Origin of the sequence: Spirillospora sp. NPDC046719 (assembly GCF_040645715.1) — a bacterium.
Classification (GTDB): domain Bacteria; phylum Actinomycetota; class Actinomycetes; order Streptosporangiales; family Streptosporangiaceae; genus Spirillospora.
The window spans coordinates 1-26,594 of sequence record NZ_JBEYYT010000099.1 but is presented as its reverse complement, the minus strand read 5'-3'; the positions used below and the strand labels follow the sequence as shown (position 1 = coordinate 26,594).

Annotated in this window: 24 protein-coding genes; 10 read left to right on the top strand and 14 right to left on the bottom strand. The window is 70.9% G+C overall.

The window, feature by feature from the left end:
- Nucleotides 1–24 precede the first annotated feature (24 nt).
- The 3 genes from ABZ914_RS18955 to ABZ914_RS18945 are packed head-to-tail and all read right to left on the bottom strand — an operon-like array spanning nt 25 to nt 2,352.
- Nucleotides 25–765 carry an SDR family NAD(P)-dependent oxidoreductase gene (locus tag ABZ914_RS18955; protein ID WP_500194387.1) on the bottom strand — a complete coding sequence of 247 codons (741 nt, stop codon included), beginning with the start codon at nt 763–765 and terminating at the stop codon, nt 25–27.
- Between the two features lie 31 nt (nt 766–796).
- On the bottom strand, nt 797–1,573 hold the full coding sequence (locus ABZ914_RS18950) for an SDR family NAD(P)-dependent oxidoreductase (RefSeq protein ID WP_500194385.1): 777 nt from the start codon (nt 1,571–1,573) through the stop codon (nt 797–799).
- The gene (locus tag ABZ914_RS18945) at nt 1,570–2,352 is read right to left on the bottom strand and encodes a FadR/GntR family transcriptional regulator (RefSeq protein ID WP_500194384.1); all 783 of its coding nucleotides are present in this window, start codon (nt 2,350–2,352) and stop codon (nt 1,570–1,572) included. The genes ABZ914_RS18950 and ABZ914_RS18945 overlap by 4 nt, the downstream gene beginning before the upstream one ends.
- 121 nt (nt 2,353–2,473) lie before the next feature.
- On the opposite strand from ABZ914_RS18945, the gene ABZ914_RS18940 reads away from it, so the two are divergent.
- The 7 genes from ABZ914_RS18940 (at nt 2,474) to ABZ914_RS18910 (ending at nt 9,247) form a co-directional block, all read left to right on the top strand.
- Entirely contained in the window at nt 2,474–3,499 is a 1,026-nt protein-coding gene (locus ABZ914_RS18940; protein WP_500194382.1) for a phosphotransferase family protein, read from the top strand.
- A 28-nt stretch (nt 3,500–3,527) separates the two neighbouring features.
- Nucleotides 3,528–4,868 carry an acyl-CoA dehydrogenase family protein gene (locus ABZ914_RS18935; RefSeq protein ID WP_500194380.1) on the top strand — a complete coding sequence of 447 codons (1,341 nt, stop codon included), beginning with the start codon at nt 3,528–3,530 and terminating at the stop codon, nt 4,866–4,868.
- A 124-nt stretch (nt 4,869–4,992) separates the two neighbouring features.
- Nucleotides 4,993–5,772 (top strand): SDR family NAD(P)-dependent oxidoreductase, encoded by a 780-nt coding sequence (locus ABZ914_RS18930; RefSeq protein WP_500194379.1) that lies wholly within the window; start codon nt 4,993–4,995, stop codon nt 5,770–5,772.
- Nucleotides 5,772–6,512, top strand: a complete 741-nt coding sequence (locus ABZ914_RS18925; RefSeq protein WP_500194377.1) for an enoyl-CoA hydratase-related protein — start codon at nt 5,772–5,774, stop codon at nt 6,510–6,512. Before ABZ914_RS18930 ends, ABZ914_RS18925 begins: the two co-directional genes overlap by 1 nt.
- A gap of 19 nt (nt 6,513–6,531) precedes the next feature.
- Nucleotides 6,532–7,488, top strand: a complete 957-nt coding sequence (locus ABZ914_RS18920; protein WP_500194375.1) for an NmrA/HSCARG family protein — start codon at nt 6,532–6,534, stop codon at nt 7,486–7,488.
- A gap of 210 nt (nt 7,489–7,698) precedes the next feature.
- Entirely contained in the window at nt 7,699–8,604 is a 906-nt protein-coding gene (locus ABZ914_RS18915) for an alpha/beta fold hydrolase (RefSeq protein WP_500194373.1), read from the top strand.
- Between the two features lie 103 nt (nt 8,605–8,707).
- Nucleotides 8,708–9,247, top strand: a complete 540-nt coding sequence (locus tag ABZ914_RS18910; RefSeq protein WP_500194372.1) for a PaaI family thioesterase — start codon at nt 8,708–8,710, stop codon at nt 9,245–9,247.
- A gap of 104 nt (nt 9,248–9,351) precedes the next feature.
- Here ABZ914_RS18910 and ABZ914_RS18905 read toward each other — a convergent pair whose 3' ends face one another.
- A complete protein-coding gene (locus ABZ914_RS18905) occupies nt 9,352–10,212 on the bottom strand; it encodes an SDR family NAD(P)-dependent oxidoreductase (protein WP_500194370.1) in 861 nt (286 codons plus the stop codon).
- Nucleotides 10,213–10,422: 210 nt separating this feature from the next.
- On the opposite strand from ABZ914_RS18905, the gene ABZ914_RS18900 reads away from it, so the two are divergent.
- Nucleotides 10,423–11,199, top strand: coding sequence for a VOC family protein (locus tag ABZ914_RS18900; protein WP_500194369.1), 777 nt, complete (start codon nt 10,423–10,425; stop codon nt 11,197–11,199).
- A gap of 90 nt (nt 11,200–11,289) precedes the next feature.
- Here the strand turns inward: ABZ914_RS18900 and ABZ914_RS18895 are convergent, their stop codons facing one another.
- The 4 genes from ABZ914_RS18895 to ABZ914_RS18880 all read right to left on the bottom strand — a co-directional run bounded on the left by ABZ914_RS18895 (nt 11,290) and on the right by ABZ914_RS18880 (nt 16,210).
- Nucleotides 11,290–12,681 carry a family 1 glycosylhydrolase gene (locus tag ABZ914_RS18895; RefSeq protein WP_500194367.1) on the bottom strand — a complete coding sequence of 464 codons (1,392 nt, stop codon included), beginning with the start codon at nt 12,679–12,681 and terminating at the stop codon, nt 11,290–11,292.
- Between the two features lie 157 nt (nt 12,682–12,838).
- Nucleotides 12,839–14,332, bottom strand: coding sequence for an aldehyde dehydrogenase family protein (locus ABZ914_RS18890; RefSeq protein ID WP_500194366.1), 1,494 nt, complete (start codon nt 14,330–14,332; stop codon nt 12,839–12,841).
- A gap of 55 nt (nt 14,333–14,387) precedes the next feature.
- Nucleotides 14,388–15,182 carry an SDR family NAD(P)-dependent oxidoreductase gene (locus ABZ914_RS18885; protein WP_500194365.1) on the bottom strand — a complete coding sequence of 265 codons (795 nt, stop codon included), beginning with the start codon at nt 15,180–15,182 and terminating at the stop codon, nt 14,388–14,390.
- A complete protein-coding gene (locus ABZ914_RS18880; protein WP_500194364.1) occupies nt 15,179–16,210 on the bottom strand; it encodes an LLM class flavin-dependent oxidoreductase in 1,032 nt (343 codons plus the stop codon). The genes ABZ914_RS18885 and ABZ914_RS18880 overlap by 4 nt, the downstream gene beginning before the upstream one ends.
- Before the next feature lie 139 nt (nt 16,211–16,349).
- On the opposite strand from ABZ914_RS18880, the gene ABZ914_RS18875 reads away from it, so the two are divergent.
- Nucleotides 16,350–17,267 (top strand): SDR family NAD(P)-dependent oxidoreductase, encoded by a 918-nt coding sequence (locus ABZ914_RS18875; RefSeq protein ID WP_500194362.1) that lies wholly within the window; start codon nt 16,350–16,352, stop codon nt 17,265–17,267.
- 100 nt (nt 17,268–17,367) lie between these two features.
- Here ABZ914_RS18875 and ABZ914_RS18870 read toward each other — a convergent pair whose 3' ends face one another.
- The 6 genes from ABZ914_RS18870 to ABZ914_RS18845 are packed head-to-tail and all read right to left on the bottom strand — an operon-like array spanning nt 17,368 to nt 25,202.
- On the bottom strand, nt 17,368–18,729 hold the full coding sequence (locus ABZ914_RS18870; RefSeq protein WP_500194361.1) for an MmgE/PrpD family protein: 1,362 nt from the start codon (nt 18,727–18,729) through the stop codon (nt 17,368–17,370).
- 3 nt (nt 18,730–18,732) lie between these two features.
- The gene (locus ABZ914_RS18865; protein ID WP_500194359.1) at nt 18,733–20,835 is read right to left on the bottom strand and encodes an acetate--CoA ligase family protein; all 2,103 of its coding nucleotides are present in this window, start codon (nt 20,833–20,835) and stop codon (nt 18,733–18,735) included.
- Nucleotides 20,832–21,989, bottom strand: a complete 1,158-nt coding sequence (locus tag ABZ914_RS18860; RefSeq protein WP_500194357.1) for an acyl-CoA dehydrogenase family protein — start codon at nt 21,987–21,989, stop codon at nt 20,832–20,834. Before ABZ914_RS18860 ends, ABZ914_RS18865 begins: the two co-directional genes overlap by 4 nt.
- 18 nt (nt 21,990–22,007) lie before the next feature.
- Nucleotides 22,008–22,829, bottom strand: coding sequence for an N-acyl homoserine lactonase family protein (locus ABZ914_RS18855; protein ID WP_500194356.1), 822 nt, complete (start codon nt 22,827–22,829; stop codon nt 22,008–22,010).
- Nucleotides 22,822–23,700: an NAD(P)-dependent oxidoreductase gene (locus tag ABZ914_RS18850; protein WP_500194354.1), complete on the bottom strand. Its 879-nt coding sequence runs from the start codon at nt 23,698–23,700 to the stop codon at nt 22,822–22,824. The genes ABZ914_RS18855 and ABZ914_RS18850 overlap by 8 nt, the downstream gene beginning before the upstream one ends.
- Nucleotides 23,701–23,723: 23 nt before the next feature.
- Nucleotides 23,724–25,202 (bottom strand): aldehyde dehydrogenase family protein, encoded by a 1,479-nt coding sequence (locus ABZ914_RS18845; protein ID WP_500194353.1) that lies wholly within the window; start codon nt 25,200–25,202, stop codon nt 23,724–23,726.
- 139 nt (nt 25,203–25,341) lie between these two features.
- On the opposite strand from ABZ914_RS18845, the gene ABZ914_RS18840 reads away from it, so the two are divergent.
- A complete protein-coding gene (locus ABZ914_RS18840) occupies nt 25,342–26,571 on the top strand; it encodes a CaiB/BaiF CoA transferase family protein (RefSeq protein WP_500194351.1) in 1,230 nt (409 codons plus the stop codon).
- Nucleotides 26,572–26,594: the final 23 nt, after the last annotated feature.

Below are 26,594 nucleotides of genomic sequence, written 5' to 3'. Positions count from 1 at the left end.
TCGACCGCCCGGCGCGCCCGTTTCTCAGCCGGCGCTGCGGCCCCCGTCGATCACGTAGCACTGGCCCGTGATGTAGGAGGCCTGGTCGGATGCGAGGAAGAGCGCCAGGTTGGCCACCTCGTCCGGCCCGCCGAGGCGGCCCATCGGGATTCTCGCCGACAGCATCTCCAGCATTTCCGGGGTGCTGCCGTCCAGGATCGCGGTCTGCGTCGTCCCGGGGCACACCGCGTTGATCCGGATGCCGTCCTTGACGTACTCAAGGGCCGCGACCTTGGTCATCATCACCTGCGCCCCCTTCGAGGTGATGTAGGGCGACGAGCCGGGCGTCGCCCGGAAGCCTCCGATGGAGGCGGTGTTGACCACCGACGCCCCCGACGGGGCCTCCATCAGCAGCGGCAGCGCGTGCTTGAGGACGAGATAGGACCCGCGCACGTTCACCGCCATCACGCGATCGAACTCCGCCATGTCCATCTCGTGGATGCGCGCGCGGGCGCCGGCGATTCCGGCGTTGTTCGCGAGCACCTCCAGGCGTCCGTACCGCTCACGGCAGTGCTCCATCAGCGACAGGATCGATCGCTCGTCGGCCACGTCGCACGTGAACGGTTCCACCTGCCCTTCGGCCTCCTTCGCGACGTCCCGTTCCTTCCCCGACACGTCCGCGGCCACGACCGTGGCGCCTTCGGCGGCGAACCTGAGCGTGATGGCCCGTCCGATCCCCGAGCCGGCGCCGGTCACGACGGCGACCTTGTCCTGCAGAAGACCCATGTCGTTCTCCTATTCCGTCGATCCGGGACCTTCAGGCCGGGACGCCGCCGTCGACGACGAGCACCGAGCCGGTGGTGTAGCTGGAGGCGGCGGAGGCGAAGTAGAGCGCCGCGCCGACGATCTCGTGGGGCTCTCCCCCGCGTCCGAGAGCGAAGTTCTGGGCGGCGTGCCGATCGAACGCCTCCCGGTCCCAGTGCGCGGCCACGTCGGTGAAGAACCCGCCCGGCATGATCCCGTTGACCCGCACGGTCGGGCCGAAGGCGTGCGCGAACGATCCCGTCATGCTGTTCAGACCGGCCTTGGCCGCCGCGTAGGGGATGACGTCCGCGCCCGTCCGGATCGCGCCGATGCTGCTGATGTTGAGGATGGAACCGCCGTCGCCCGCCGCCATCCGCGTGCCCACCTGGGCCGTCAGACGGAACGGGCCTTTGAGGTTGACGGCGAAGACCTTGTCGTAGAGCTCTTCGCTGACGTTCAGGACGTGGTCGTAGAGCGGTGACATCCCCGCGTTGTTGACCAGGACGTCGACGCGTCCGAAGTGGTCGTACACCTCGTCGACCATCCGGTCGATCTGGCTCCATTCGCCCACGTGGCAGGCGACCGGCAGGGCTCGGCGACCGGTGCTGTCGCGGACTTCGCCGGCGACCGCCTCGCACGCGGGGAGCTTGCGGCTCGCGATCACGACGTCGGCACCCGCGGCGGCGAAGGCGAGGACCATCTCGCGGCCGAGCCCCCGGCTTCCGCCCGTGACGAGCGCGACCTTTCCGCTCAGGTCGAACAGGTCCGTACGGTCGTAGGGATTCGTCATCGTGAGACCTCCGGTGCAGGCCGGGCCGACGGGCAGGGCTGGGGCGGGCGGGCACGGCCGGGGAGGGCGCCCCAGGACGACAGGCGCGCGATGTAGCGGCGCACGGCCTGCTGAGCGAGGGCGCCGTCGCCGCTCACCACGGCCTCGACGATCTCGGTGTGGCGCGCGTCCAGCCAGGCGCGGTCCCGGCCCTCGATCTCCCGGATCCCGTGCTCGAGACACAGGTCGATGACCACCCCGAGGAACAGTTCGGCCGCCGGGTTCCCGGATAGCCGCGCGATCTCGACATGGACGTTCGGCAGTTCCGCGGGTTCACCGCCCCGCGCCAGGAGCCCGTCGGCGAGCACCGTCCGCAACCGGGCCGCGCCTTCGGGGTCGATCGTCGTGGCCAGACGGCTCACGGCCGCGAGCTCGACCGCCAGCCACACGTCGAACAGGTCGTCGGAGCGGACACCTCGGTAGTCCAGGAAGAGCCGGGCGGCGCCGAGGACGGCGTCGGCGTCGGGGGCCGTGACCACCAGCCCCCCGCCCGGGCCGGGGCGGCGGCGGGCGACCCCCTCGGCCTCCAGCAACCTGACGGCTTCGCGCAGGACCGACCTTCCGACCCCCAGCCGAGCGGTCAGCTCCGCCTCCGAGCCGAGGACGGTCCCCACCGCCCAGCCCGACTCGATGATCATCTCTTCGATCCGGCGCGCCGTCCGGGAGCCGAGCGACCGTCTCTCCGCGCTGCGCGGGAGCAGATCCCTGCGCAGGTATCGCGGTCCCGTCGGCGGGCTCATCGCCCCCTCCTCGTCCTGCGGAGGGGCCCGATCGGCACCCGGGAGCAGGATGGACGATTAAGTGAAATCATGTTATATAGATAACTGATTTAGAAACACGGCGCAAGGTTTGGAGACCTCCATGCCCCGGCAAGCCGACACCTCCGGATCCGATCACCCGGCCGTACGGCCGGCGGAACTGGCCGAGCGCGCCTCCTCGGCCGCGGGACGTCCCGTACGCGACCTCGTTCCACTTCAGGGCGGTGCCTCCAGCCTCACCTTCCGCGCGCGATGGGCCGACGGCGACGGCTCTGGGCCGCTCGTGGTCAAGGTCGCGCCGCCAGGCGTCCCTCCGGTGCGCAACCGCGACGTGCTGAGGCAGGCCAGAATCCTGCGCTCGCTCTCGAAGGAGCAGGACGTCCTCGTTCCGGAAGTCCTCTTCGAGGACGCGGGCACGCCGCCGGACGTCCCGCCGCTGTTCGGGATGTCGTTCGTGACCGGTGACTCGCTCGATCCCAACATCGACCCGGACATCACCCTGCCTCCCCCGGCCGACGTCACCGGCCGGGCCCGGCACGCCGCCGAGGTCCTGGCGGCCTTGCATCGCGTCGATCCTCAACGCATCGGCCTGGACGGCGAGCCCGCCGGAACCCTCACCTCCGAGATCGACAGGTGGGTGCGCGCCTTCGGCACGGTGCCCGACGACCTGCGTCCCGGCGCCGACGCCGTGGCGGAACGCCTCGGCGCGAGCGTCCCCGATGCGTGCGATCCCGCGCTCCTGCACGGCGACTACCGCCTGGGCAACGCCCTTTGCGAAGGCGATCGCCTGCGCGCCGTCATCGACTGGGAGATCTGGTCGATCGGCGATCCCCGTCTCGATCTTGCCTGGTTCCTGCTGACCGCCGACCCCGACGCGCATCCCTCGGCGCAGCGGCGAGCACCGGGCATGCCCGGCCCGAAGGAGCTCCGTGCCGTCTACGCCGACGCCGGCGGCCCGGCCACGACGGGCCTGGAGTGGTTCCGGGCCCTGGCGCTGTTCAAGCTCGCCGCCGCGTCAGCGCTCATCGCCAAGAACGCGCGGCGGCGCGGCGAGACGTCCGGCTTCGGCGTCCGCGCCGCCCGGCAGGTCCCGGACATGATCGCCCGCGCCCGCGCCGCACTCGCCTGACCTTCACCACGACGACCGGAAGGACACCATGGCCTGGGATTTCTCCACGGAGCCGGAGTTCCAGCGGGAGCTGGACTGGATGCGGGAGTTCGTCGAGACCGAGACCGAGCCGCTGTGCCTGCTGTGGCCGGGCATGGACCACACCCCGCCACCGCCATGGCTGCGCAAGGTGATCGACCCCCTCAAGCAGCGGGTCCGCGACCGGGGTCTCTGGGCCTGCCACCTCCCGCCGGAACTGGGCGGCCACGGCTACGGCCAAGTGAAGCTCGCACTGATGAACGAGATCATCGGTCGCAACGAGTGGGCACCGACGATCTTCGGCGTCCAGGGCCCGGACACCGGCAACGCGGAGATCCTCGCGCACTACGGGACGGAGGAGCAGAAGGCGCGCTACCTCCGCCCGCTTCTGGACGGGGAGGTCTTCTCCTGCTTCTCGATGACGGAGCCGCAGGCCGGTGCCGACCCCCGGCTGTTCACCACCCGCGCGGTCCGCGACGGCGACGGCTGGGTGATCAATGGCGAGAAGTTCTTCTCCTCCAACGTCGAGCAGGCCGCTTTCGTCATCGTCATGGCGGTCACCGATCCGGACGTCGACCCGGTCCGCGGCATGTCGATGTTCCTGGTGCCGGCGGACACGCCGGGCATCGAGGTCGTACGTCCCACCACGACCTATGGCGAGGAACCGGGCGGAATGACGCACCCCCACCTGCGCTACAACGACGTCCACGTCGGGGCCGACGCGATGCTGGGCGGGGAGGGCGAGGCGTTCGTGGTGGCCCAGACACGGCTGGGCGGCGGTCGCGTCCACCACTCGATGCGCGCGGTCGGAGTCGCCACCCGCGCGTTCGAGATGATGTGCGAGCGTGCGCTGAGCCGGCGGGCGCACGGCTCGCTCGTGGCCGACAAGCAGCTGGTGCAGCAGGCGATCGCCGACTCGTGGGCGCAGATCGGCCAGTACCGGCTCCTCGTCCTGCACACCGCGTGGCTGATCGACCAGGGCGGCACCGCGAGCGTCCGCAAGGAGATCGCGGCGATCAAGAACCTCGGCGCGAAGCTGGTCCACGACGTGGTCGAGCGCGCCGTCCACGTGCACGGCGCGCTCGGCGTGTCGGACGAGATGCCGCTGGCGCGGATGTGGATGCAGGTCCCGATGTTCGGCATCTGGGACGGACCGACCGAGGCCCACACCACGACCGTCGCCCGGCAGGTGCTGCGCGAGTTCTCCCCCGCACCGGGCCTCTGGCCGACCGAATGGATCCCGGAGCGCCGCGAGGCGGCTCGGCGGCGCTACGCCGCGGCGCTCGCCGAGCAGGCCGCCTGGGCGGCGCGGGCCGATGGCGCCGGCATCGACCTCGTTGACACGAAATAGTTAAACTGTTAAATCTATATAGCTCCTTAGGCCGTTGTGGCCTTCGCTGTCGCCACCCGGCCCCACATGGCGCGGGGGCCGGGTCGGCGCCCGAACCCACCCCCTGTACAGGAGGGACCAGGACGTGCCCAGCCCACATCCTCTTGATCTCAGCGGCCGCGTGGCCCTCGTCACCGGAGGCAACTCCGGCATAGGCCTCGGCATGGCAGAAGGGCTGGCCCGCGCCGGCGCCCACGTGTGCATCTGGGGCCGGGACCGCGACAAGAACAAGGCCGCGGTGGAGCGCCTCACCGCACATGGCCACCGGGCCATCGCCGACACGATCGACATCAGCGACGAGGACGCCGTCGTCTCGGGCTTCGGTCGCCTGATCGAAGAGTTCGGCCGCCTGGACGCCTGCTTCGCCAACGCGGCCCTCGCCAACGCCATGACCAACCCGCGCTTCCTCGACTCGACGCTTCAGCAGTGGCGGGATCTCATGCGCGTCGACCTGGAGGGCGCCTACCTGACCACACGTGAGGCGGCGCGGCACATGGTCGACCTCGGCAACGGCGGCAGCATCGTCGTGACGTCCAGCATCGCCGCCCTCTTCGGGGCGCCGCGCGAGCAGGCCTACGCCGCCGCGAAGGGCGCCCTGCTGTCGTTGTCCCGCTCTCTCGCCGTGGAGTTCGGCCGTCACGGGATCAGGGCCAACGCCGTTCTCCCCGGGTGGACGCGCTCACCCGTCTTCGACGGCTGGCTGGAGAATCCGGCGGTCAGCGAGAAGGTGATGGCGCGCATACCGCTCCGGCGCTGGGGCACGCCGGACGACTGGGCGGGCGTCGCCATCTACCTCGCCAGCCCGGCCTCGTCCTTCCACACCGGAGACTGCCTGCGCATCGACGGCGGATACGGGATCTTCTGATGACCGAGACGGCTGGAGACGACGGCGCGGTCCTGCTCACCGAGGCCGCGGACGGCGTCATGACGCTGACCCTGAACAGGCCCTCCGCCCGCAACGCCCTCTCCCCCGCACTCGTCACCGCCCTCGACGAGGCGCTCACCCGGTTCGAGGAGGACGACGGCATCCGCGCCGCCGTGATCACCGGGCGGGGGCCGGCCTTCTGCGCCGGACTCGACCTGAAGGTCTTCGCCGCGGCCGGAGCGGACCGCCGGTCCGTCGGAGACCTGATCCGCCGGACCGGCCGGCTCGCCAAACCCGTGATCGGGGCCGTCAACGGACCGGCGGTGGCGGGCGGTCTCGAACTGGTCCTCGGCTGCGACTTCGTGATCGGCGGCCCGAAGGCCATGTTCGCCGACACTCACGTCCGCATCGGCGCATTCCCCGGCGGTGGGATGACCGCGAGGCTGGGACGGGTCGTCGGCGTCCGGACGGCGAAGGCCATGAGCCTGGCCGGGCTCCGCCTCGATGCCGAGGCGGCGCTCCGCGCGGGACTGCTCTCCGAGATCGTCGAGGACGACGCCCTCCTCGCGCGTGCTCAGCAACTGGCCGGAGCCATCGCCGCGGCCAAGCCGGAACTCGTCGCCGTCGTGAACAGGCTCTACGACGAGAACGACGACCGCTCACTGAGCGACGCACTGGCCGTCGAGGCGGACGAGCTGGAACGCTGGCGCAGCACCCAGCCCTCGAAATGGTCCGTCTGAGCAGCTAAGGAGCAGCTGAATGGAGAAGGGCGCGTCAGGCCGCGACGCCGGCCTCACCGTCATGGTCACCGGGGCGACCGGCATGCAGGGCGGTGCGGTGGCCCGGTCACTGCGAGACGCGGGGATCAGGGTCGTCGCGCTGGTCCGCGATCCCGCGAGCGCGGGAGCACGCTCTCTCCTCGCGGGAGGCATAGCCCTGGCGGTCGGAGATCTCGATGAACCCGCCTCACTCGAGGAGGCGTGCGCCGGCTGCACGTCGGTGTTCTCGGTGCAGCCAGCCCCGTTCGCCGACCCGGACTCGGAGAGACGGCAGGCGGGCGCCCTGATCGACGCCGCCCGCGCGGCGGGTGTCGTCCATCTGGTCCACACCTCCGTGTCCGGAACAGGGTGGCGTGAGGACCATCCCGCCGTCGACGCCGGTGAAATGCGCAACTACTGGGACAGCAAGGAGAACGTGGAGGCGCTGGTTCGCGCCGCGGATGTCGACGCCTACACCATCTTCAAACCGGCCTTCTTCATGGAGAACTTCCTGCCCCCGAAAGCCGGATACATGTTCCCCCATCTCGCCGACGGCGAGCTCGTCGTCGCAACGGACGAGAACACCGAGGTCGCCCTGGTGGCCGCCGACGACCTGGGGCGCGCCGTCACGGCCGCCGTCACCGATCGGCGGCGCTTCGGAGGCGCCGAGATCGAGCTCGGCGGCGACACGCCCACCTTCCCCGAGATGGCGGCGACCATCGCGCAGGCCACAGGCGCGCCGGTGGCGCCGCGCCGCCTGCCTCGCCCGGAGGTGGACGCCCTCATGGGCCGCAGGTCGTGGGCGGCGACGCAGGTATGGCTCGACAGCGTCGGATATCCCGCACGTCCGCACCACGCCGCGGCGTACGGCTTGGAGCTCACCGACTTCAGGCGGTGGGCCGTCCAGCACCGCGACGAACTGCGAGCCGCACGGAACGTCGACAGCACGCGCGTATGACAACGGGTCGTCACCTCGCGCAGGTGCACTGCGAGGTCTCGGGGCGAGCCACCTCAGTAGTGCCGTCGTAGCCGCCTTGGAAGGTGCGCCGGCAGAACGCCAGCTCGACGGACCGTGAGCTCGGACGCATCAAGGCCGCTGACCACTGACGATACGCAAAGCGCACTAATATAACTATTTAACGTCCCGACTCGAAGCGATGGAGGCTCGGTGAGCACGCAGCAGGCGACGACGCTCGAGATCCCATGCGACGGCGAGGTCGTGCTCGCGGCCGACGCCTACGGCGACGAGGCCGATCCGCCCGTCGTCCTCCTGCACGGCGGCGGCCAGACCCGCCACTCCTGGCGGGCGACCGCGCGTGACCTCGGCGACGTCGGATGGCGCGCGCTGGCAGTCGACCTGCGCGGCCACGGGGAGAGCGGTTGGTCTCCCGACGGGCGCTACGGCCTGGACACCTTCGCCGGCGACGTGGTCCGGATCGTGGAATTCCTCGGCCGCACTCCCGTCCTCGTGGGCGCGTCCCTTGGCGGCAACGCGTCGCTGGCGGCGCTCGGGCACCGGCCGGATCTCGCGCTCGGCCTGGTCCTCGTCGACGTCTCGCCGTTCCTCCAGCCCAAGGGGACCGGCCGGATCAGCGAGTTCATGAGCAGCGGCGCCGAGGGGTTCGCAACGCTGGAGGAGGCCGCGGACGCCGTCGCCGCCTACCTCCCGCACCGGCCACGTCCCAAGAGCGTGGAGGGGCTGCGCAAGAACCTCCGTGAAGTGGACGGCCGGTTCTTCTGGCACTGGGACCCGGCCTTTCTCCGCTCCCCGCGCGACCAGGCCGTCCAGCGCGACAAGCTCATCGACCCGGCACGGCTCGGTGCGGCGGCGATGTCCCTGCGCGTGCCGACGCTGCTGGTGCGCGGCGGCGAGTCCGACGTGCTCGGCATCGCCGATTCCAAGCGCTTCCTCGAGCTCGTGCCGCACGCCGAGTTCGCCAGCGTCAAGGGCGCCCACCACATGGTCGCCGGGGACGACAACGCCGTGTTCGACCGCGTCCTCGGAGACTTCCTGGAGCGGCGCGTCAAGTCGCGCATGCGGCTTTTCGAGGAGGCCGCAACGGAAGGTCAGTAGCCGTCCGGACCCGCCCGTGGAGGCCCTCCCCCGCGCCACGGGACACCAAGAGCTGGCAGTAAAATAATATTACTTATTCAACCTATGATTGCGGGGAGTGCGCATGTCCACCAGCGGCGATCGGCTCAGGACCCCTAACCGGCGGTGGGCGGGTTCCGACTTCCAGGACCCGCCCCGCACGGAGGGCGGCGTCGCGCTCTGCGGCGCCTGCCGCGCGGCGAGCGCCTGCAGGCTCGGCGTCGAGCGCGAGCGACTGGACGAGGCGGGGACCGCGTGGTTCGACGTCTCGTGCCCCCGCGAGCAGGAAGGCGGGCCGAACGTCGCCCACGGCGGCTGGACCGCCTCCGTCCTCGACGAGTGCCTGGGGCATGTGCCGCTGCTGAACTCCACCCTCTCGGTGACCGCCGAGCTGTCGGTCAGCTTCGTCAAGCCGGTCCCCGTCGACCGTCCGCTCAGGGTCAGGGCCTGGGTCGACAAGAGGGAGGGTTCCCGCTGGTACATCTCGGGCGAGATGACGCTCCTGCCCGGTGGGGCGGTGCTGGCACGCGCATCCGGGATCTGGGTGACCCGCGACACGGGCCACTTCGACCGGCACGAGCGGTGGCTGGCGGAGCAGGACGCTTCGGCGACGCCCTCTGGCTGACGAAGCCGGCGCGGCTGCCGCGTAGCCGGGGCGCCACTTCGCCCGTCGCGAGAGCCGGTCCGGGACCAAGGGGCTCCGGACCGGCCCTTCATCTCCGCCCGTTCTCAGCTGGCGGGAACCGGTGCGCCGAGCCCGTCCCCGCCCACGTCCTCCGGGAAGATGATGGCGACGCGGGAAAGGGTGCCGCCATCGGTCGCCGGCAGGCAGACGCCCGACATGTAGGCGGAGTCGTCCGAGGCCAGGAAGAGCGCGACGTTGGCGTTGTCGCGCAGTGTCGGGGGCCGGTCCAGGCGCAGCGGCATGGCGGCGGCGCCCTTGTCCCACGGGCCCATCTCCTCGTACGACTTCCCGAGCACCTCGGCGTCCGGGGGCATCGCGAGGTTCACGGACATCCCGTGCGTCGGGCAGAGCGCGTTGACGCGGATGCCGTACCGGCCCAGCTCGAGGGCCAGGACCTTCACGAGGCCGTTGACGCCGTGCTTGGACGCCGTGTAGCTGATGAAGTGCGGGTACGCGGCGTACGAGGAAGCCGAGCTCGTGACGACGATGTTCCCCGATCCCTGCGCCTTCATCGCCGGCACGGCGGCCTTGGCGGCCAGGAACACGCCGGTGAGGTTGGTCGCCTGGACGGCGTTCCAGTTCTCCAGCGTCAGGTCCTCGAACGCGACGCTCCCGAACCCGATCTCCCCGATGCCCGCGTTGGCGAACATCACGTCCAGCCGTCCCCACGTGTCCACGGCCAGCTTCACCGCGGCCTGCATGTCGCCCTCGACGCGGACGTCCGCGGCGCGCCAGACCGCCTGCCCGCCGGCCTCCCCCACCTCACCGGCGACCTTCTCGCTCCGCTCGGCGCTCAGGTCGGTGACGACGATCCTGGCGCCCTCGGCCGCGAACAGCAGGGCGGCCTCCCGGCCGAGTCCCGATCCGGCGCCGGTGATGACGACGACCTTGTCCCGCATTCTCATGAAGACCTCGATCACACGACTGAAACGAATTAGATAGTTAAACTATATTACTCAATCGCACGGCGGCAAGGATCGTCCGGCCAGAGCGCCGGTACAGCGCCCCACTTGCCGAGATTTTGGAATCCCTTGGGAATCCTCGACGTCGGGCAGGCCGCTCCCATGGCGTGACCCTTCCTAGCCTGGGACTACGTCTGCTCTGGAGGTCGGACGATGCCCGAAACGAACGAAGCCGCGATCGGCCGACCGGCGTGGTTGGACCTGGTCAGCCCGGATCTGGACGCTGCCAGGGCGTTCTACGGCGAGCTGTTCGGTTGGTACGTCTACACGGTCGCGATGCCGGACTGGGGCGACTATCACGTCTTCACCCTCGGTGACGTGAACGGGCCGGAGGTCGCGGGGATGCAGAGCCTGACCGAGGATTCGGAAACGGCCTCTTGGACGTGCTCCTTCTGTGTTGGGAGCGTCGGCGACACCATGGACGAGGCCACCGCCGCCGGCGGGCAGGAGCTGATACCGCCGACCGACTACAGCGGGCTCGGCAGGATGGCGCTCTGCTCCGATCCGCAGGGCGCCGACTTCGGACTTGTGCAGCCCGGCAACTATCCGACGTTCGGGGCCACCGGCGAGCCGTCCACGATGTGCTGGGTGGAACTCGTGACCCCTGATGTCGGGCCTGCACACCGCTTCTACGAGAAGGTCTTCCCCTGGCAGCCCGTGGAACGCGATCGGGAAGGCTCCCCTGGCGCCGACTGGACGGTCGACGGAGAAGCGATCGCGAGTCTGGCTCGCGAGGACGGGACCGGGCCCGCCCCGCAGCCCGCAGAATGGATGCCGCATCTCCGGGTGACGGACTGCGATGCGTCAGCCGCCAGGGCGGCGGAATCCGGCGGCACCGTACTGGCCCCGCCCTCCGACGTTCGTCACGGCCGCCGATCGGTCCTGGCCGACCCCGCCGGAGCGCGCTTCGCGATCATGGCCCCGAACTGACCCCGACGTTCCGGCCTCGGCCGTTGCCTGCGATCTTCCTGCACGCTGAGCCGGTCCGGGCCGGCTGCGGCGCCGCTCCGTCGAGGCGCCCTAGACGGGGCGCAGGCTGCGCTTGCCGGACTTCCCCCTTCGCCGCGCCACTCCGACGGGGCCACCGAAGACCTCCTGGTGCACCCAGTCGAACGGGATCGTCGGCTGCGGCGGATACCGGCCAGCGTCCGCCGCCATCGCGTAGTGCCGCGTGTAGCCCAGCTTCCAGGCGGCATTGTCAGCGAGCGACCAGTACTCGTAGCCCCGAACCTCGACCCCCTCGCCCATGACCTGCGCCAGCCAGGTCAGTTGGGCGGTGAGGGCCGGCCGCCGCTCCCGGTCGTCGGCCAGAGCGTCGGCCGCCCCGAGGTCCCACATGCCGTTGTCGATCACACGCAGGGGCGGCAGGGCATCGCCGTAGATCTCGTACAGCGCGGCGACCGCGTCCGCCAGGCCCTCGGGCACGATCGGCCATCCGTAGGCGGTGGTCTTCACCTCTTCCATCGGAGCGAGCACGAATCCCAGAGGCGCGAGGACGCGGTTCGCGTCGTTGAGCGCACTGAAGCACTGGCGCACGGGAAGCAGCTTCGGCAGGTTCTCGGGCGCCGCGACCCTGCTGGGCACGTGCCAGACGAGCCCCAGCTCGTCGAGGGAAGCCGAGATGACCGCCATGTCGCCGTCCCTGACGCAACCGGTCTCCTCAACGGGAGAGCGGTCATTCTCATCGGCCATGTGGCGCCCGAGGAGCAGGGGATCGAGGAACAGCCGGTAGGCCCAGCATTCCATGTGGTTGAGGGCGACACGGTCCGCGAGATCGTCCGTGGCCGCGTACCCGCCGACCAAGGTCATCGCGGTGCCCACTTCGGCGCCGTCGTCCGCGCTCTTGATGGCCCGCGTCGCGAGGCCGGCGCCGAGCAGCACGTGATGCAGGGCGACCAGCCCGCGCATGCCGACGCCCCGGCCGGTCGGCAGCATTCCGGCGACGTAGTCCGCGATGGAGTGGACGAGCAGGTCGCTGACGGTCGTCCACCGGTGAACGCGATCACCGAAACGCTCCGCGATCTCCGCCGCGAAATCGGCGAAGCGCAGCGCGGTGTCCCGGTTCAGCCAGCCGTCCGAGACGTCGACCCATGCCGGCATGTCGACGTGCAGGAGGGTGAGGCCCGGCCTGTCCCCCTGCTCCAGCAGCAGATCGAGCCTCCGGTCGCACCGGTCGAGCGCCGCGGAGTCCCACGAGCCCGGTCCTTCGGGCTGGAGGTGAGGCCAGCCGACGATCACTTGAGGTGAGGGAGAGACCTCGCCCACCACGGTGGCCAGATCGAGAGACCACTGGCGCGCCGGGCCGGACGAGGCGGGTCCGGAGGACATGTCCTCGGGGGCCGCGAGGGCGGCCGCCGTGGACACGCTCCAGTCGACTCCCCGGAAGGCCGTCCGCAGGTCCGAGCTCCTCATGATTCACCATCCGCAAGCCGCGACAAGGGGGGTGGTTCGGCTTGAATATGGCCCGACATTAACACCGAAATCGGACACTGACAATGATGAGGAGATCGCTCACCGTACGGCGGCGCGGAAGGCCGGTCACGGCCGCCCGGCGCGCTGCTTGATCAGGTCAGAGGCGCCCCACGCCGACTCCCTTGACGCGAATGAACTCGTCGAGTCCCGCCTTGCCGCCCTCACGGCCGAACCCGCTGATCCCGACGCCGCCGAAGGGCGTTCCCGCGCACGTGATCGGATTCGGACCAGGGTTGACGTACACGGTCCCGGCGCGCAGGCGCGGTACGAGACGATTGACCCTGTCGACGTTCGCGGACTGGATGTAGGCGGAAAGGCCGTATTCGCTGTCGTTGGCCAGGGCCACGGCTTCGTCCTCGGTGTCGAACGGCGTGATCGCCAGAACGGGACCGAAGACCTCCTTCTGCGCCAATTCGCTCTTGTTGTCGACGTCGGCGAACACCGTGGGCGCGACGAAGAAGCCCTCCGCCTGAATGCGTTCGCCTCCGAAGACCAGCCGCCCGGCCTTCTCCGCGACGGCCTTTTCGATCACATCCTCGACGCGCTCGCGCGCGGCGGCGTTGATCAGCGGGCCGATGTAGGTGGCGGGATCGAGGGGGTCGCCGACGGCCAGCCCGGCCGCGACGGCCGCGGCCATCTCGACGACCTGGTCGTAGATCGGCCGCTCGACGAGCAGCCGGGTCGGCAGCGCGCACCCCTGGCCCGAGTTGCTCATCGCGAAGGCCGTGCAGTACGGACCGACGGTGGTGAGATCGACGTCCGCGAACAGCAGGTTGGCCGATTTCCCGCCGAGCTCGAACACGACCGGCTTCAGACCCGCCGAGGCCGATGCCATGATGCGGCGGGCGGTGGCCGGGCCGCCCGTGAAGGAGATCTTGTCGATCCCCGGATGGGTCACCATGGCCTCGCCCGCCTCGGCCAGGCCCGTGACGACGTTGATCACGCCGTCGGGGATCCCCGCCTGACGGGCGAGGTCGGCGAACAGAAGGGCCGAGTAGGGCGTGCTTTCGGCGGGCTTGATGACCACGGTGTTCCCGGCGGCCAGCGACGGAGGCACCTTCATCGCCAGGGAGAGCGCCGGGGAGTTCCACGTGATGATGTGGCCGATCACCCCGTAGGGCTCGGCCACCGTGTACTCCATGAACTCGTGCGGGCTGTAGGCTGCGCCGACGCTGCCTTCGATCTTGTCCGCCCAGCCGGCGTAGTACTCGGTCCATTCCGCGACGTGCGGGCCGACCGTCTCCGCCCAGCCGCCGATCGGAACGCCGTTCTCCAGCGGGCAGATGGCGGCGAAGTCGTCGATGTGCTCGCGGACGAGGCCGGCGAAGCGGGTCAGCAGGCGGCGCCTCTCCGCCGGGCGCATCGGGCCCCAGACCTCCTCGAACGCACGACGTGCCGCGGTCACGGCCCGGTCGACTTCCGCGGCCCCGGCGATCGGGATCTGCGCCTGCACCTCGCCGGTCGCCGGATTGACGTGGTCGTGGACGCCGCCGCTCGCCTCGAGGACGTCCTCGCCCCCGATGACCAGACGGGGCCGTGGCAGATCATTCGCCGCCTTGCTCCTGTGCAACTCCACGTCGACGGTGACCATCGGTCTCTCCTCAAAGGGGGTGGGATCGGGAGGAGGCCGCGTCCGCGGCCTCTTGTCAATCGCGTCGCATGTCCGCGACGTAGGGCTGATGCACGAGCAGGCCGCCGTCCACGCCGAGGGTCTGTCCCGTGATGAAGGCGGCCTCGTCCGAGGCGAGGAAGACGACCGCGGCCGCGACGTCTTCGGGTTTGCCGAGCCGCGGGGTGAGGTGGTGGCGCAGCATCGTGTCCTGGATCTCGCCGTGCGCGGATCCGGAACTGGCCTCGGTCACGATGAAGCCGGGCGTGATGCTGTTGCAGCGGACGCCCTGCTTGCCGAACTCGGTGGCGACGTACCAGGTCAGGTTGATCAATGCCGCCTTCGACGCGCCGTAGGCGGGGTTGCGCAGGTCACCGGCGAGTCCGGACCCGGACGAGGTGTTGATGATCGAGCCGCCGCCCCGGGCGATCATGTGCGGGACCGCGGCCTGGACGGCGACCATCGTGCCTCTGAGGTTGATGCGCATGGTCTCGTCCCAGACGGCGGGATCGGCCTCGGCGACCGGCAGGTCCCGCCGGGCCGCGAGGTGGGTCGCCGCGGCGTTGTTGTGGAGGACGTCGAGACCGCCGAACGCGGACACCGTGCTCGCGATCATCGCTCGCACCGAGTCGGTGTCCCCGAGGTCCACCTCGACGGCCATGGCCGTCCCGCCGGCGGCCGCGATCTCCTCGGCGACCGTGGCCGCGCCGTCCTTGTTCAGGTCGGCGACCACCGTCCGCGCTCCCTCGGCGGCGACGCGCCGCGCCGTCGCGGCGCCGATCCCGGATGCGGCCCCCGTGATGATCGCGATCTTGTCCTGGAGCCTCTTCATCGTGCGGTCCCCCCTTGGTCGGCCCCGCCCTCGCCACCGGCCCCCGAGGCCGGAGAGCCGGCGTTCTGGAGCAGCGGCCGGAGCCGGTTGCAGATGACGTTGACGTGCTGGGCGACGGCGGCCTCGGGCATCCCGGCGACGGACGCGCCGAACCAGACGGTCTCGACCGGTGCTCCGGCCACGTACTTCTTGACACCGGCGGCGACGTTCTCCGGGGTGTCGAAGAGGAAGGAGGACAGCGGGGCACCGGGTGTGCGCGCCCGCAGCCGGTCGGGGTCCACGGGTCGAGGCACGGGGCGTCCGGTGCCTTCCACCATGTAGCGGCGGTAGCTGTCGAACTGGTAGGCGACGTGCGGGGCCACGAGCGCCCAATCGCGTTCGGGGTCCTCGGTGACGAACCCCTCGATGCCGCCGGACATGCGCGCGGTTCGCGGATCGTGCCCGCCCGCGACGAGGCCGTCCCGGTAGTGGGGCCAGGACTCCCCGTTGGCCGTCAGAAGGCACTCCCCCATCCGCCCGGCCCGCTCGGCGCCCTTGGGGCCTTGGTAGCCGAGCCAGACAGGCAGTCGCTGTTGGACCGGGCCAGGCGTGACGCCGCCCTCGCCCCAGAGCCTCCGCAACTCCCCCACCTGGGCGTCGAGAGTGCGGTAGCGCGCGCTGATGTCGGCCCCGAACGCCTCGAACTCCGGCGCCCGGTAACCGGCGCCGAGCCCGAGATCGAGCCTGCCTCCGCTGACCAGGTCGACGACGGCCGCCTCCTCCGCCAGCTGGACGGTCTTGCGCAGCGGGGCGACGAGGATGCCCGTTCCGAGCCGGACCCGTTTCGTGCGGGCGGCGGCCGCGGACGCGAAAGTGAGGGGCTGGGAGAGGTAGCCGTCCTCGAACCCGTGGTGCTCGGAGAACCAGAGGGAGTCGGCGCCCAGCCGTTCCGCCTCCTCGCACATCTCCAGCGTGAACGCGTACAACCGCGCCGGATCCCTCCGCCACCCGGGTGGGTTGCGCAGGTCGAACCAGAGACCGACCTTCACATGCCACCTCCTTCCTCTAAAACATCTATCCTATTTAACTATCGCCGACAAGAGGGGCGATGGCGGGCATCATCGTCATACAGTAAGATAATTAAGCTTATAAGATCGGTCGCAGGTCAACGCAAGGGGAGGAGCACTCGTGGGGCTTCTGGATGGAAAGGTCGCCATCGTCACGGGAGGCGGCCGTGGCTTGGGCCGCGAGCACTGCCTTGCGCTCGCCCGCGCGGGTGCCGCCGTGGTCGTCAACGACCTCGGCGCCGGCCTGCACGGCGAGCAGGCCGAGGAGTCCCCGGCGGACGAGGTGGTCGCCGAGATCACCAAGCTCGGCGGACGCGCCGTCGCCAACGCGGCCTCGGTCGCCGACTGGCAGGCCACCGAGGCGCTCGTCACCTCGACCGTCGAGGAGTTCGGCCGGCTCGACATCGTGGTGAACAACGCCGGCATCCTCCGCGACCGGATGATCTTCTCGATGACGGAGGCGGACTTCGACGCGGTGATCGCCGTCCATCTCAAGGGCACGTTCGGGCTCACCCGGCACGCGTGCGCCTACTGGCGGGAGGCGTTCAAGCGCGGCGAGCCGGTCGCCGGCCGCATCATCAACACCACCTCCGGCACGGGCCTGTTCGGCCAGGTCGGGCAGTCCAACTACGGCGCCGCCAAGGCGGGCATCGCCAACCTGACCACGATCGCGGCCATGGAGATGCGCCGTTACGGGGTCACGGTCAACGCCATCTCCCCCATCGCCGCCACCCGCATGACGGCCGAGATGCTGGGCGAGGGCGACTCCGGTGCGAAGGGGTTCGACCCGCTCGACCCGGCCAACGCCTCCGGCGCGGTCGTCTACCTCGCCTCCGACGCCGCCGGCTGGCTCACCGGGCAGGTCCTGCGGATCGACGGCGACAAGGTCAACCGCATGCAGTCCTGGGCGATCTCCGCCACCCACCACGCTCGGGCGGACGGCCCGGTGACCGCGGAGGAACTGGTGGAGGCGATGCCGCAGCTGTACGGAGCCGCGCCCGCCGGCCGCCCGATCGGGCTGCTGCCTGACAAGCGCTGACAGGGCGGCTTCCGCTGGGCTCCGCACGCGGGGCCTCACCAAGAAGCTCCTGTGCCCCGGACCGGATTCGGCGCGGCCGGGGCACAGGGCGTTTCGGTCATCAGGCGGTGTCGGACTCGTGCCCGCCGAGGAAGAGATCGGAGACGAGCCCGCCGTGGCGCAGCCCTCTGACCTGATCCAACAGGTCACGGCTTCGCGTCCCCATCACCGCCGTGGCGGCGGCGAGGAACTTCTGCTCCATGCGGTCCTTCGGCAGCGGGCTCTGCGGGCTCCCCGAGCGATCGGGTATCTCCGCCGTCATCCGGCGGCCGTCGCGGATCACGGCCGTCACCCGGGCACCGCGCCGACTCGGGAACCGCTCCTCGAAGGCCTGATCGACCTTCAGCGTGACCGCCCCGGCGAGCTCGGAGAACCTCCCGTCCTGCCTGTCTCGCTCGACTGACTCCTCGGTGACGGCGCCCTCGGTCAGTGCCACAGCGGCGAGGTAGGGGATGCTGAAGCGGCGTTCCGGCACCGTCGCAGGGCAGGCGATGCCCGCGACATCGAGTGCCGCCGCGTACGTGCCGATCTCCAATCGCCCCACGTCAGCGGCCGTCAGCCCGCGCTCCCGGAGGAGCAGTACGCCGTCGATCACGGCGAAGGCGTGGCCGCAGCACGGGTACGGCTTGACGGTGATGGACTCGACGGCGAACTCGCGGCCGGCCGGCGCGCGGCAGGTCTCCCAGCCGGACACCGCTCCCCCGGTCGCAATTCCGAGGCCCGCGGAACCCTCCAGCACGTCCGGTGCACCTGTCACTCCGCCCCGCGCGAGGATCGCCGCCACGACTCCGGCTTGGGCGGCGTTGCCGGCGTGCAGGGGCTTGCCCATGGCGTCGCCGCGGAAGGTCTGCTGGAGACCGGACGCCATCGTGGCCGAAAGGGCGAGCGCATGGGCGACGGCCCGCTCGTCGAGGCCCAGGAGCTCCGCGGCCGCCGCCGCGGCGCCGATACTCCCGGCCGTGCCCGTGGTGTGCCAGTTCCGGTAGTGCTCCGGGCCGAGATCCGCGGCGACCCGGCAACCGACCTCGTATCCCGTGACGATGGCGCGCAGCAGGCCGTCTCCCGTACCGCCCGCCTGGTCCGCGACGGCGAGGGCCGCCGCGATGATCGGCGCCCCGGGATGAAAGAGCCCCGGGGCATAGATGTCGTCGAGCTCCAAGGTGTGGGCGGCGGTGCCGTTGATGAGCGCGGCGATGGGAGGCGGCGCCGTTCCACCACCAAGGAGGCGGCTCGGTCCTGCCAGGGGCCCGAGTCCACCGGTCAGCGCCGCGGCGGGTGCGGCACGGCTGCCGCCCAGCGTGACGCCGAGCCAGTCCAGAAGCGCCCGTTCGGCGGCGTCGGCGATATTCGTGCTCAGCGGCATCGTCCTCATGGCCGTCGCCAGCGCCGCGAGCTCTTGGGCAACGGTCTTGGCCGGCACCATGGGTCAGCCCTCCATCTCACGGCGCACGAGCGCGTCCACCGCGACGACACCCGCTCCCTGCGGCAACACGATGAGGGGATTGACCTCCGCCTCCAGGACCGGCGGTCCTTCCGACTCCGCCAGCCTGGAGAAGGAGACCACGGCTTCGGCGAGCGCGTCGAGATCCCCGAGGGGCGCGCCGCGGTAACCGCTGAGTGCGCGGAAGGCGACGACCTCCCCGACCATCTCGCGCGCGGCGGCCAGATCGACAGGGGCCGGCCGCACGCTGCGGTCCTGGTAGAGCTCTGCGAGCACGCCACCGGCCGCCAGGACCACCACTGGTCCCACATCTGGTTCGTACCGGTACCCGACGAGGGCTTCGCCGAGCCCTCGCACCATCGTCTGGACCAGAAGCCGGTCGGCCGTGGCCCCGGGGACTCGCTGCTGCACCGAACGCCGGATGCGCTCGGCGGCGACGCGTAGTTCCTCACCGTCGGCCACCCCGAGAACGACCCCGCCGACATCGGACTTGTGCGGCGCCTCGGGCGAAAGGATCTTGACGGCGGCCGGTCCGGGCACGGGCAGGTCGCCGGGCAGATGCTGCGTATCGAGCACGGCGTACTGCGCGGCGGGAACACCGATGCCGTCCAGCACCTGGTACGACTCCGCCTCGTCCAAGACCGTGGAAGGGGAGCCTGTGGGCGCCGCGCAGTGGGCGCGGTCGGTCGGCGGCCGGCGATCGAAGACCGCGGTGAGGGCGTCGGCACATGACTCGGCCGTACGGAAGGCGGCGATCCCGTTGGCTCTCAGCAGCCGAAGTGCCTCCGGCGCCGCGGGAACGACGAAGGCCGCGAGCGGTTTGCCCGAGCCCCCGCTGTCCACGATGGGCTTCACGGCCAACTCGGGGTGGAAGCGTGCCGAACTGCCCGGCACGGCCACCACGGCGTCGAACTCGGGCGCCGAGAGCACGATCTCGAGCGCGCCCTTCATCACCTCGTAGCGGGTCCCCGCCAGGGTGAGATCGATGAGAGCGCCGCCCCCGGCGTTCACGCCGGCGCGTGCGAGCCTCTCCGCCGTCTCCGCCGACGGCCCGGGAAGCTCGGCGCCCGCCGCCGCCAGGCAGTCGACCGCCATGGCGCCGCCGCCACCCGTGGTGGAGACGACGCACACCCGGGTCCGTGCCGCCCCGGCCGGACGGATCGGCAGGCCGACCGCGAGGTTCTGGCCTTCGAGAAGCGCCTCGAAGGTGTGCACCCGGGCGATGCCGAGGTCTTTGAGCAGAGCGTCGGCGACCGCGTCGTCCCCCGCGAGCGCGCCGGTGTGCCCGACCGCGAGGTCCGCACCGGCTTCGGTCCGGCCGAGCTTGTAGGCGAGGACCGGCTTGCCGCGTTCGGCCGCGGCGCGCGCGAAGGCACGCAGGTCCTCGGCGGCGGTGAGGTTCTCCAGGAACAGCGCATAGCTTCGGACACGCGGATCGTCGACCGAGGCGAGGCAGATCTCGCCGAGTGTCAGGTCGATCTCGTTGCCGGTGGAGACCATGCCGCGAAAGCCGATCCCCATCTCCTTGCCTCGGGAGAGCAGGGCCCCGATCGCGCTACCGGATTGGGAGGCGACGAACACGCCGCCGTCGTCGAGGTCGGGTTCGGCGAAGGCCGCGTTCGCGGTGAACGCGAAACGGCTGCCGGGGGCCGCGACGCCGAGGCTGCTCGGCCCGAGCAGCCTCAGATCGCTCCCGTCCAGGATCCGGCGCAGCTCCGCCCGCCGGCGGGGCCCGTCCGCCGAGCCGTCGACGAATCCGTCCGCCAGGATCGTGGCCACCCTGACGCCGAGCCCGGCGCACTCGCGGACCGCTTCCACGGCCTGGTCCGCGCCGGTGAGGATCAGGACGTGGTCCGGCACCACAGGGAGCGCCCGGACCGAAGGCCAGGCCCGCTCTCCCAGGACCGAGTCGCGCGCGGGGTTGATGGGGAACACGTCGCCCTGCCATCCGTGCAGACGCAGGTGTTCCAGTGGCCGCGCCGTCGTCTTGCCAGGGGTGCCGGACGCGCCGAGGATCGCGACCGTGTCCGGGTGGAGTAGCGCGTTGTACCAAGAGGGAGCCGCGGATCCGGGGGGCACCGCGCTCATGAGGCGGCACCCCGCTGGCTGAAGCGCCGCCCGAACACGTGCTCGGCGATGCGGTTCTTGAGCACCTCCGTCGAACCACCCGCGATCATCCAGCCGCGTGTCCGGCGGAAGCAGTACTCCACCAGCGACTCGGTGCTGAAACCGGTGGCCCCCATGCCCTGCATGGCGACGTCGGCGGCGCCGAAGCCCGCCTGGTTGGCCGCGAACTTGGCGACCGCGGTGTCGTAGGCCGAGGGGATGCCGTCCCGGTCTCCCGCGAGCGCGGCCCGGTGCAGCAGCAGTTGAGCCGACTCCAGCTTCACGGCCGCCTCGGCGAACATCCACTGCAGGCCCTGGAACTCCGCCAGCGCCCGGCCGAACTGGAAACGCGTGTTGAGATGCTCCGTCGCTTGGTCGAAGGCATAGCGCCCGAGGGCGATGGACCGGGACGCGTTCCCGAGACGTTCGACGTTGAAGCCGCTGATCTGCCTCTTGAAGCCGCCTTCGCCCAGCAGGACCTGCTCAGGCGGTACGTAGCAGTCGTCGAAGTAGAGCTGGCACCAGTGCTCGCCGTTCATGAACATCGAAGGCTCGCCGATCGTCAGTCCCTCGGTGTCACGGTCCACCAGGACGGAGCCGATGCCCCCCACACCGGGACCGAACCGGACGTACACCAGGAAGACGGTCGCCTCCGCACTGTGCGTCGAAAAGATCTTGGTGCCGTTGATCAGGAAGCCGTCGCCCTTCGGCGTGGCCGACGTGCGCAGGTCGGTGACCGCGGAACCGGCTTCCGGTTCCGTCATGCCCAGGCCGATCAGCGTCTCGCCTGCCAGCAGGCCGGGCAGGTAGCGCTCGCGCTGGTCGGGCGTGGCGTACTCGGCGAACGTCCTGATGGCCCCGAAGTTGCCCGCCTGGACGACATCGGCGCTGCGCGGGCATCCCTTGGCGACCGCCTGGATGGCGGTGATCGCCGCCAGCAGGCCGGCGCCCTGACCGCCCTTGTCCTCCGGAATGGTCAGGCCGAGAAGGCCCTGGTCCGCCATGGCCTTGGCGACGTCCCACGGGTAGTCCGCGGAGTGCGCCCGCGCGTGGGCCTGAGGAGCCAGCCGCTCGGTCGAGAACGACTCCACGGAGCGGCGGAACTCGTCCACCTCGGTCGGCAGGGAGAAATCCATGAAACTGTCCAGCTTTCGTCAGTGGGTCGGCACGGTCGCCGGAGGCGTGTGGAGGGCCACCACGCCACCAGGGAGGCCGGCATGCGGATCGGCGTAGCGTTCGAACACCTCGGGGTCGTGCCCGGGAACGATGTGATCGGGGCTCGACGCGAGTTCCCCGAGGCGCTCGTAGCCGTCGAGGAGCCTGCCGAGGTCGAGAATCGCCGGGAAGGGGTTCCGCTCCTGGAAGTTGGCGTAGTAGTGCAGCGCGTCGGAGGCGAGAACGACCCACCCGCGGCGGGTGTGCACGCGGACGACCTGCAGGCCGCGGGTGTGGCCGCCGATGAGGTGCAGTTCCAGCCCTGGGGCCGGCTCGGCGTCGCCTTCGACCACCCGGACGTCTCCCGCGTGGACGCGCCTGACGACGTCGACGATGTCATCGGGTTCGTAGAAGTGGCTCAGCGCCTCGTGCGTCATCGCCTTCCCGGTCGTGTACGCCAGTTCGTCCGCTTGGACGGCGACGCGCGCACCGGGGAAGTCGCCGATGTTCCCCGCGTGGTCGAAGTGCAGGTGCGTCAGCACGACATCGCTGACCGCCGCCGGATCCGCCCCCACTCTCCGGACGGCCTCGGCCGGTCGCAGGTCCAGACGCCGTCCTCGGCGATCGCCCGCGTGTTCGTTGAAGCCCGTGTCGACGACGACCGTGCGCTCACCATGGCGGGCGACCCACATGGTGAAGTCGAGGCGCATGGCGCCGGAGCGGGCGCAGGGCATCAGGAAGTTGTCGCGGGCGGGACGATCCACCGATCCCAGGCGCAGTGCCCAGACCTCCCACTCGGGGAGCGGAGAGCGGTCAGCCACGGCCGTCCACCAGCTTGATCATCGCGGGATAGTAGTCCTCGCCGTATCCCGCGTCCCGGGTGCGTTCGAGCAGGGCCATTGTCTGGCTCGCGGCGGGCACGTCGATGCCCTCGTCGCGGGCGAGCTGCAAGGCGAGCGCGAGGTCCTTGATGGCGTAGTTCGTGGGGAACGCGCGCACCGGGAACTCGTCGGAGATCATCGTCGCCGTCGCGGTCCTGCGCAGCGCGAAGCTGTCCGCCGATCCAAGGGCGAGGGTCTCGAACAGCAGCGCACCGTCCACCCCGGCCGCGCGGCCGATGGTGAGCGCCTCCGCGAGCGCGTTCATGTTCAGGAAGAGCACCATGTTGTTGAGGATCTTCATCACCTGGCCGTTGCCGGTGCCGCCCGCGTGCACGATGTCGCTGCCCATGCAGGACAGGAACGGCTTCAGCTCGGCGAACAGCGACTCGTCGGCGCCCACGGTGATGAGGAGCGTGCCGTCCTCGGCGGCCTGACGCAGGCGCGCGACGGGCGCGTCGACGAGCGCGACGCCCTCGCCCTTCAGGCGGGCCGCGAGCGCGCGCGTCCGCCCGACGTCGCTCGTGCTCATGTCGACGATGATCCGGGGACGGTCCGGGCCGCCGGTCAGATCGGCGCACACCGTCTCCACCTCGCGGATGCTCGGCAGCGACAGGAAGACGATCTCTGCGTCGCGGGCGACCTCGGCGGCGTCGCCGCACTTGCGCGCGCCCAGGGCGGCGGCCGCGTCCGCCGCCTCCGCCACGGGGTCGAAGACGACCACGCTCGCGTCCGATCGGCGGATCAGGTTCGCGCACATCCGCGAACCCATCACTCCGAGCCCGATGAAACCGAGTACAGGCTTGTCTGCCATGTTCGAACCCTCCGTGGAGCCGCTCATGCGGTGGCGACGATGACGCTCTTGAGCTGGGTGTAGTGGGTGATCGCCTCGGTGCCCTTCTCCCGGCCCAGGCCGCTGCTCTTGTAGCCGCCGAAGGGCACCTCGACCCCCGCGCCGATGTAGCGGTTCACCTGCACCTGTCCCGCCTGGAGTGCCGCGGCGACGCGGTGCGCGGTGCCGACGTCGGTGGTGAAGACGCCCGCGGACAGCCCGTACTCGGTGTCGTTCGCGATCTCGACGGCCTCGTCCAGCGACTCGAACGCGATCACCGACTGAACGGGCCCGAAGATCTCCTGCTGGGCGACCGGCATGTCGTTGGTGACGCCGGCGAGCAGCGTGGGCAGGACGAAGTGGCCTCGTTCCGTGGTCCCGGGCGTGCCGCCGCCGACGACGATGCGGGCGCCGTCGCGGACGGCGCGCTCCACGTGGTCGAGGACGCGTGTCCGCTGGCGGGCCGAGATCAGCGGGCCGACGTCAGGGTCGTCAAGGCCGTGCCCGACCGACAGTCCCGCGACGTGCCCCGCCAGGCGGTCGACGAACGCGTCGTGCACCGCCCGGTCGACCAGGAGCCGGGTCGTCGCGAAGCACGACTGGCCGGAGTTGCGGATCACCGCGAGCGCGCCGGCCCGCGCCGCCGCGTCGAGGTCGGCGTCGGCGCAGACGATCGTCGGCGACTTCCCGCCGAGTTCGAGGTTGACGTCGACGATCCGCTCCGCCGCCACGGCGCCCACCCGGCGCCCGCCTGCCACCGAGCCGGTGAAGGTGATGTGCCGCACCAGCGGGTGGCCGGTCAGCTGCTCGCCCGTGGTGGCTCCGGGGCCGAGCACGACGTTGCACACGCCCGGTGGAAGTCCCGCGTCCACCATGAGCAGTGCCGCGAGGACCGATGTCAGCGGTGTCAGTTCGGACGGCTTGACGACGACCGTGTTCCCGGCAGCCAGGCACGGGGCGACCCCGCGGGTCATCTGGGTGAGCGGCGCGTTCCACGGCGTGATGTGGGCGACGACGCCGTACGGCTCGCGGATCGTGTAGGTGAAGGTGCCCTCGGGCTGCGGGATCGTCTCGCCGTGGATCTTGTCGGCGAGGCCGGCGTAGTACTCGAAATAGCGTGCGCTGGCGGCGATGTCCGCCCGCGCCTGGGAGAGCGGCTTGCCGGAGTCGAGCGACTCCAGCCGGGCGAGCAGGTCGGCGTGCTCGGTCAGCTTGGCGGCGATGTCCGCCAGGTGCCGGGCGCGCCGTACCGGGGCGAGCCGCGACCAGCCGCGCCAGGCGGCGTGCGCGTCCTCGACGGCGGCGGCGACGTCACCGGCCTGCGTCTCCTCGAACCGGCCGACGGTCGTCTCCTCGGCCGGGTCGTCGATGTCCATCAGCGCGCCGTGCCCTCGCGGGAGCGGCTTGCCTCCGACCACGGCCGTCAGGACCTCAGGGAGCCGCGCTTCCTGCAGGAGCCGACGCGATCGGGAGTCGTCTGTCATGGCGGTCCATTTCCTCGTGCCGGCCCGGGCGGGCGGCCGGCTCGGACCCGCCGGCGCTTCCACCCGTACCCGGACCACTTCGCGCCTATAGTTATATAGTTTAACTTAATCATAGCAAGTCACCGCCACCATGTAAGGGGTGCACGTGCAGGGACAGTCGGAGGCCGCGGCCGCCCCGGAAGAAGCCGCCGACGGCGCGGGAGAGGAAGAGCGGCCGGCGAATCAGGGGCCCACCGGGCCGCTCGCCGGAGTGCGCGTGATCGAGATCGCCGGCCTCGGGGCCGCGCCCTACACCGCGATGCTGCTGTCCGACCTCGGCGCCGAGGTCGTCCGGGTGGACCGGCCGGGCACTCGGGCGGAGGGCGCCGACCGGTACGCCCTGAGCCGCGGGCGGCGCTCGATCACCATCGATCTGAAACGCCGTGAGGGCCTCGACGCACTGCTGCGGCTGGTGGAGCGGGCCGAGGTGTTCATCGAGGGCTTCCGCCCCGGGGTGGCGGAACGCCTCGGGTTCGGACCACAGGCGTGTCTGGAGCGCAACCCCGGGCTCGTCTACGGCCGGATGACCGGCTGGGGACAGTCCGGGCCGATGGCCTCGATGGCCGGGCATGACCTCAACTACCAGGGGCTCACCGGGGCGCTGTCGCTGCTGCGCCGCGGAACGGAGCCGCCGGCGACGCCGCCCGGTCTCATCGCCGACTTCGCCGGGGGCGGCCTGATGCTGGCCTTCGGAGTGCTGGGCGCCCTCCTGCAGAGCCGCGCGTCCGGCCACGGGCAGGTCGTCGACGCCGCCATGGTGGACGGCGTCGCCTCGTTGACCACGCTCGTCCACTCCATGATGGCGCAGGGGCGTTGGATCGACGAGCCGGCCAGCAACTTCTGCGACGGTGCCGCGCCGTACTACGACAGCTACGAGACGAGCGACGGCCGCTACATGGCCGTGGCGCCGATCGAGCCCCGGTTCTACGCGGTCCTCGTGGAAGGTCTCGGCCTGAACATCTCCGAGCTGCCCGATCGCGATGATCCGGCCAACTGGCCGGAGCTCAAGAGCCTGTTCGCGAAGATCTTCCGGACCCGCACGCGCGAGGAGTGGACCGAGGTGTTCGACGGAACGGACGCCTGCGTCACGCCCGTGCTCAGCATCACCGAGGCCGCCCGGCACCCGCACAACGTCGCGCGCGGCTCCTACACGCGGGCCTTCGGCGTGACCCAGCCGGCGCCCGCGCCGCGCTTCGACCGGACGCCCGCGGCGATCGCCGGCCCGCCCCCGCTGCCGGGCGCGCATTCACACGAGGTCCTCGTCGACTGGGGGTTCTCCCCGTCCGACGCCCGGAGCCTGGTCATGGACGGTGTCGTCGAACAGCGGTGACAGGGCTACATCTTGGCCGCTCC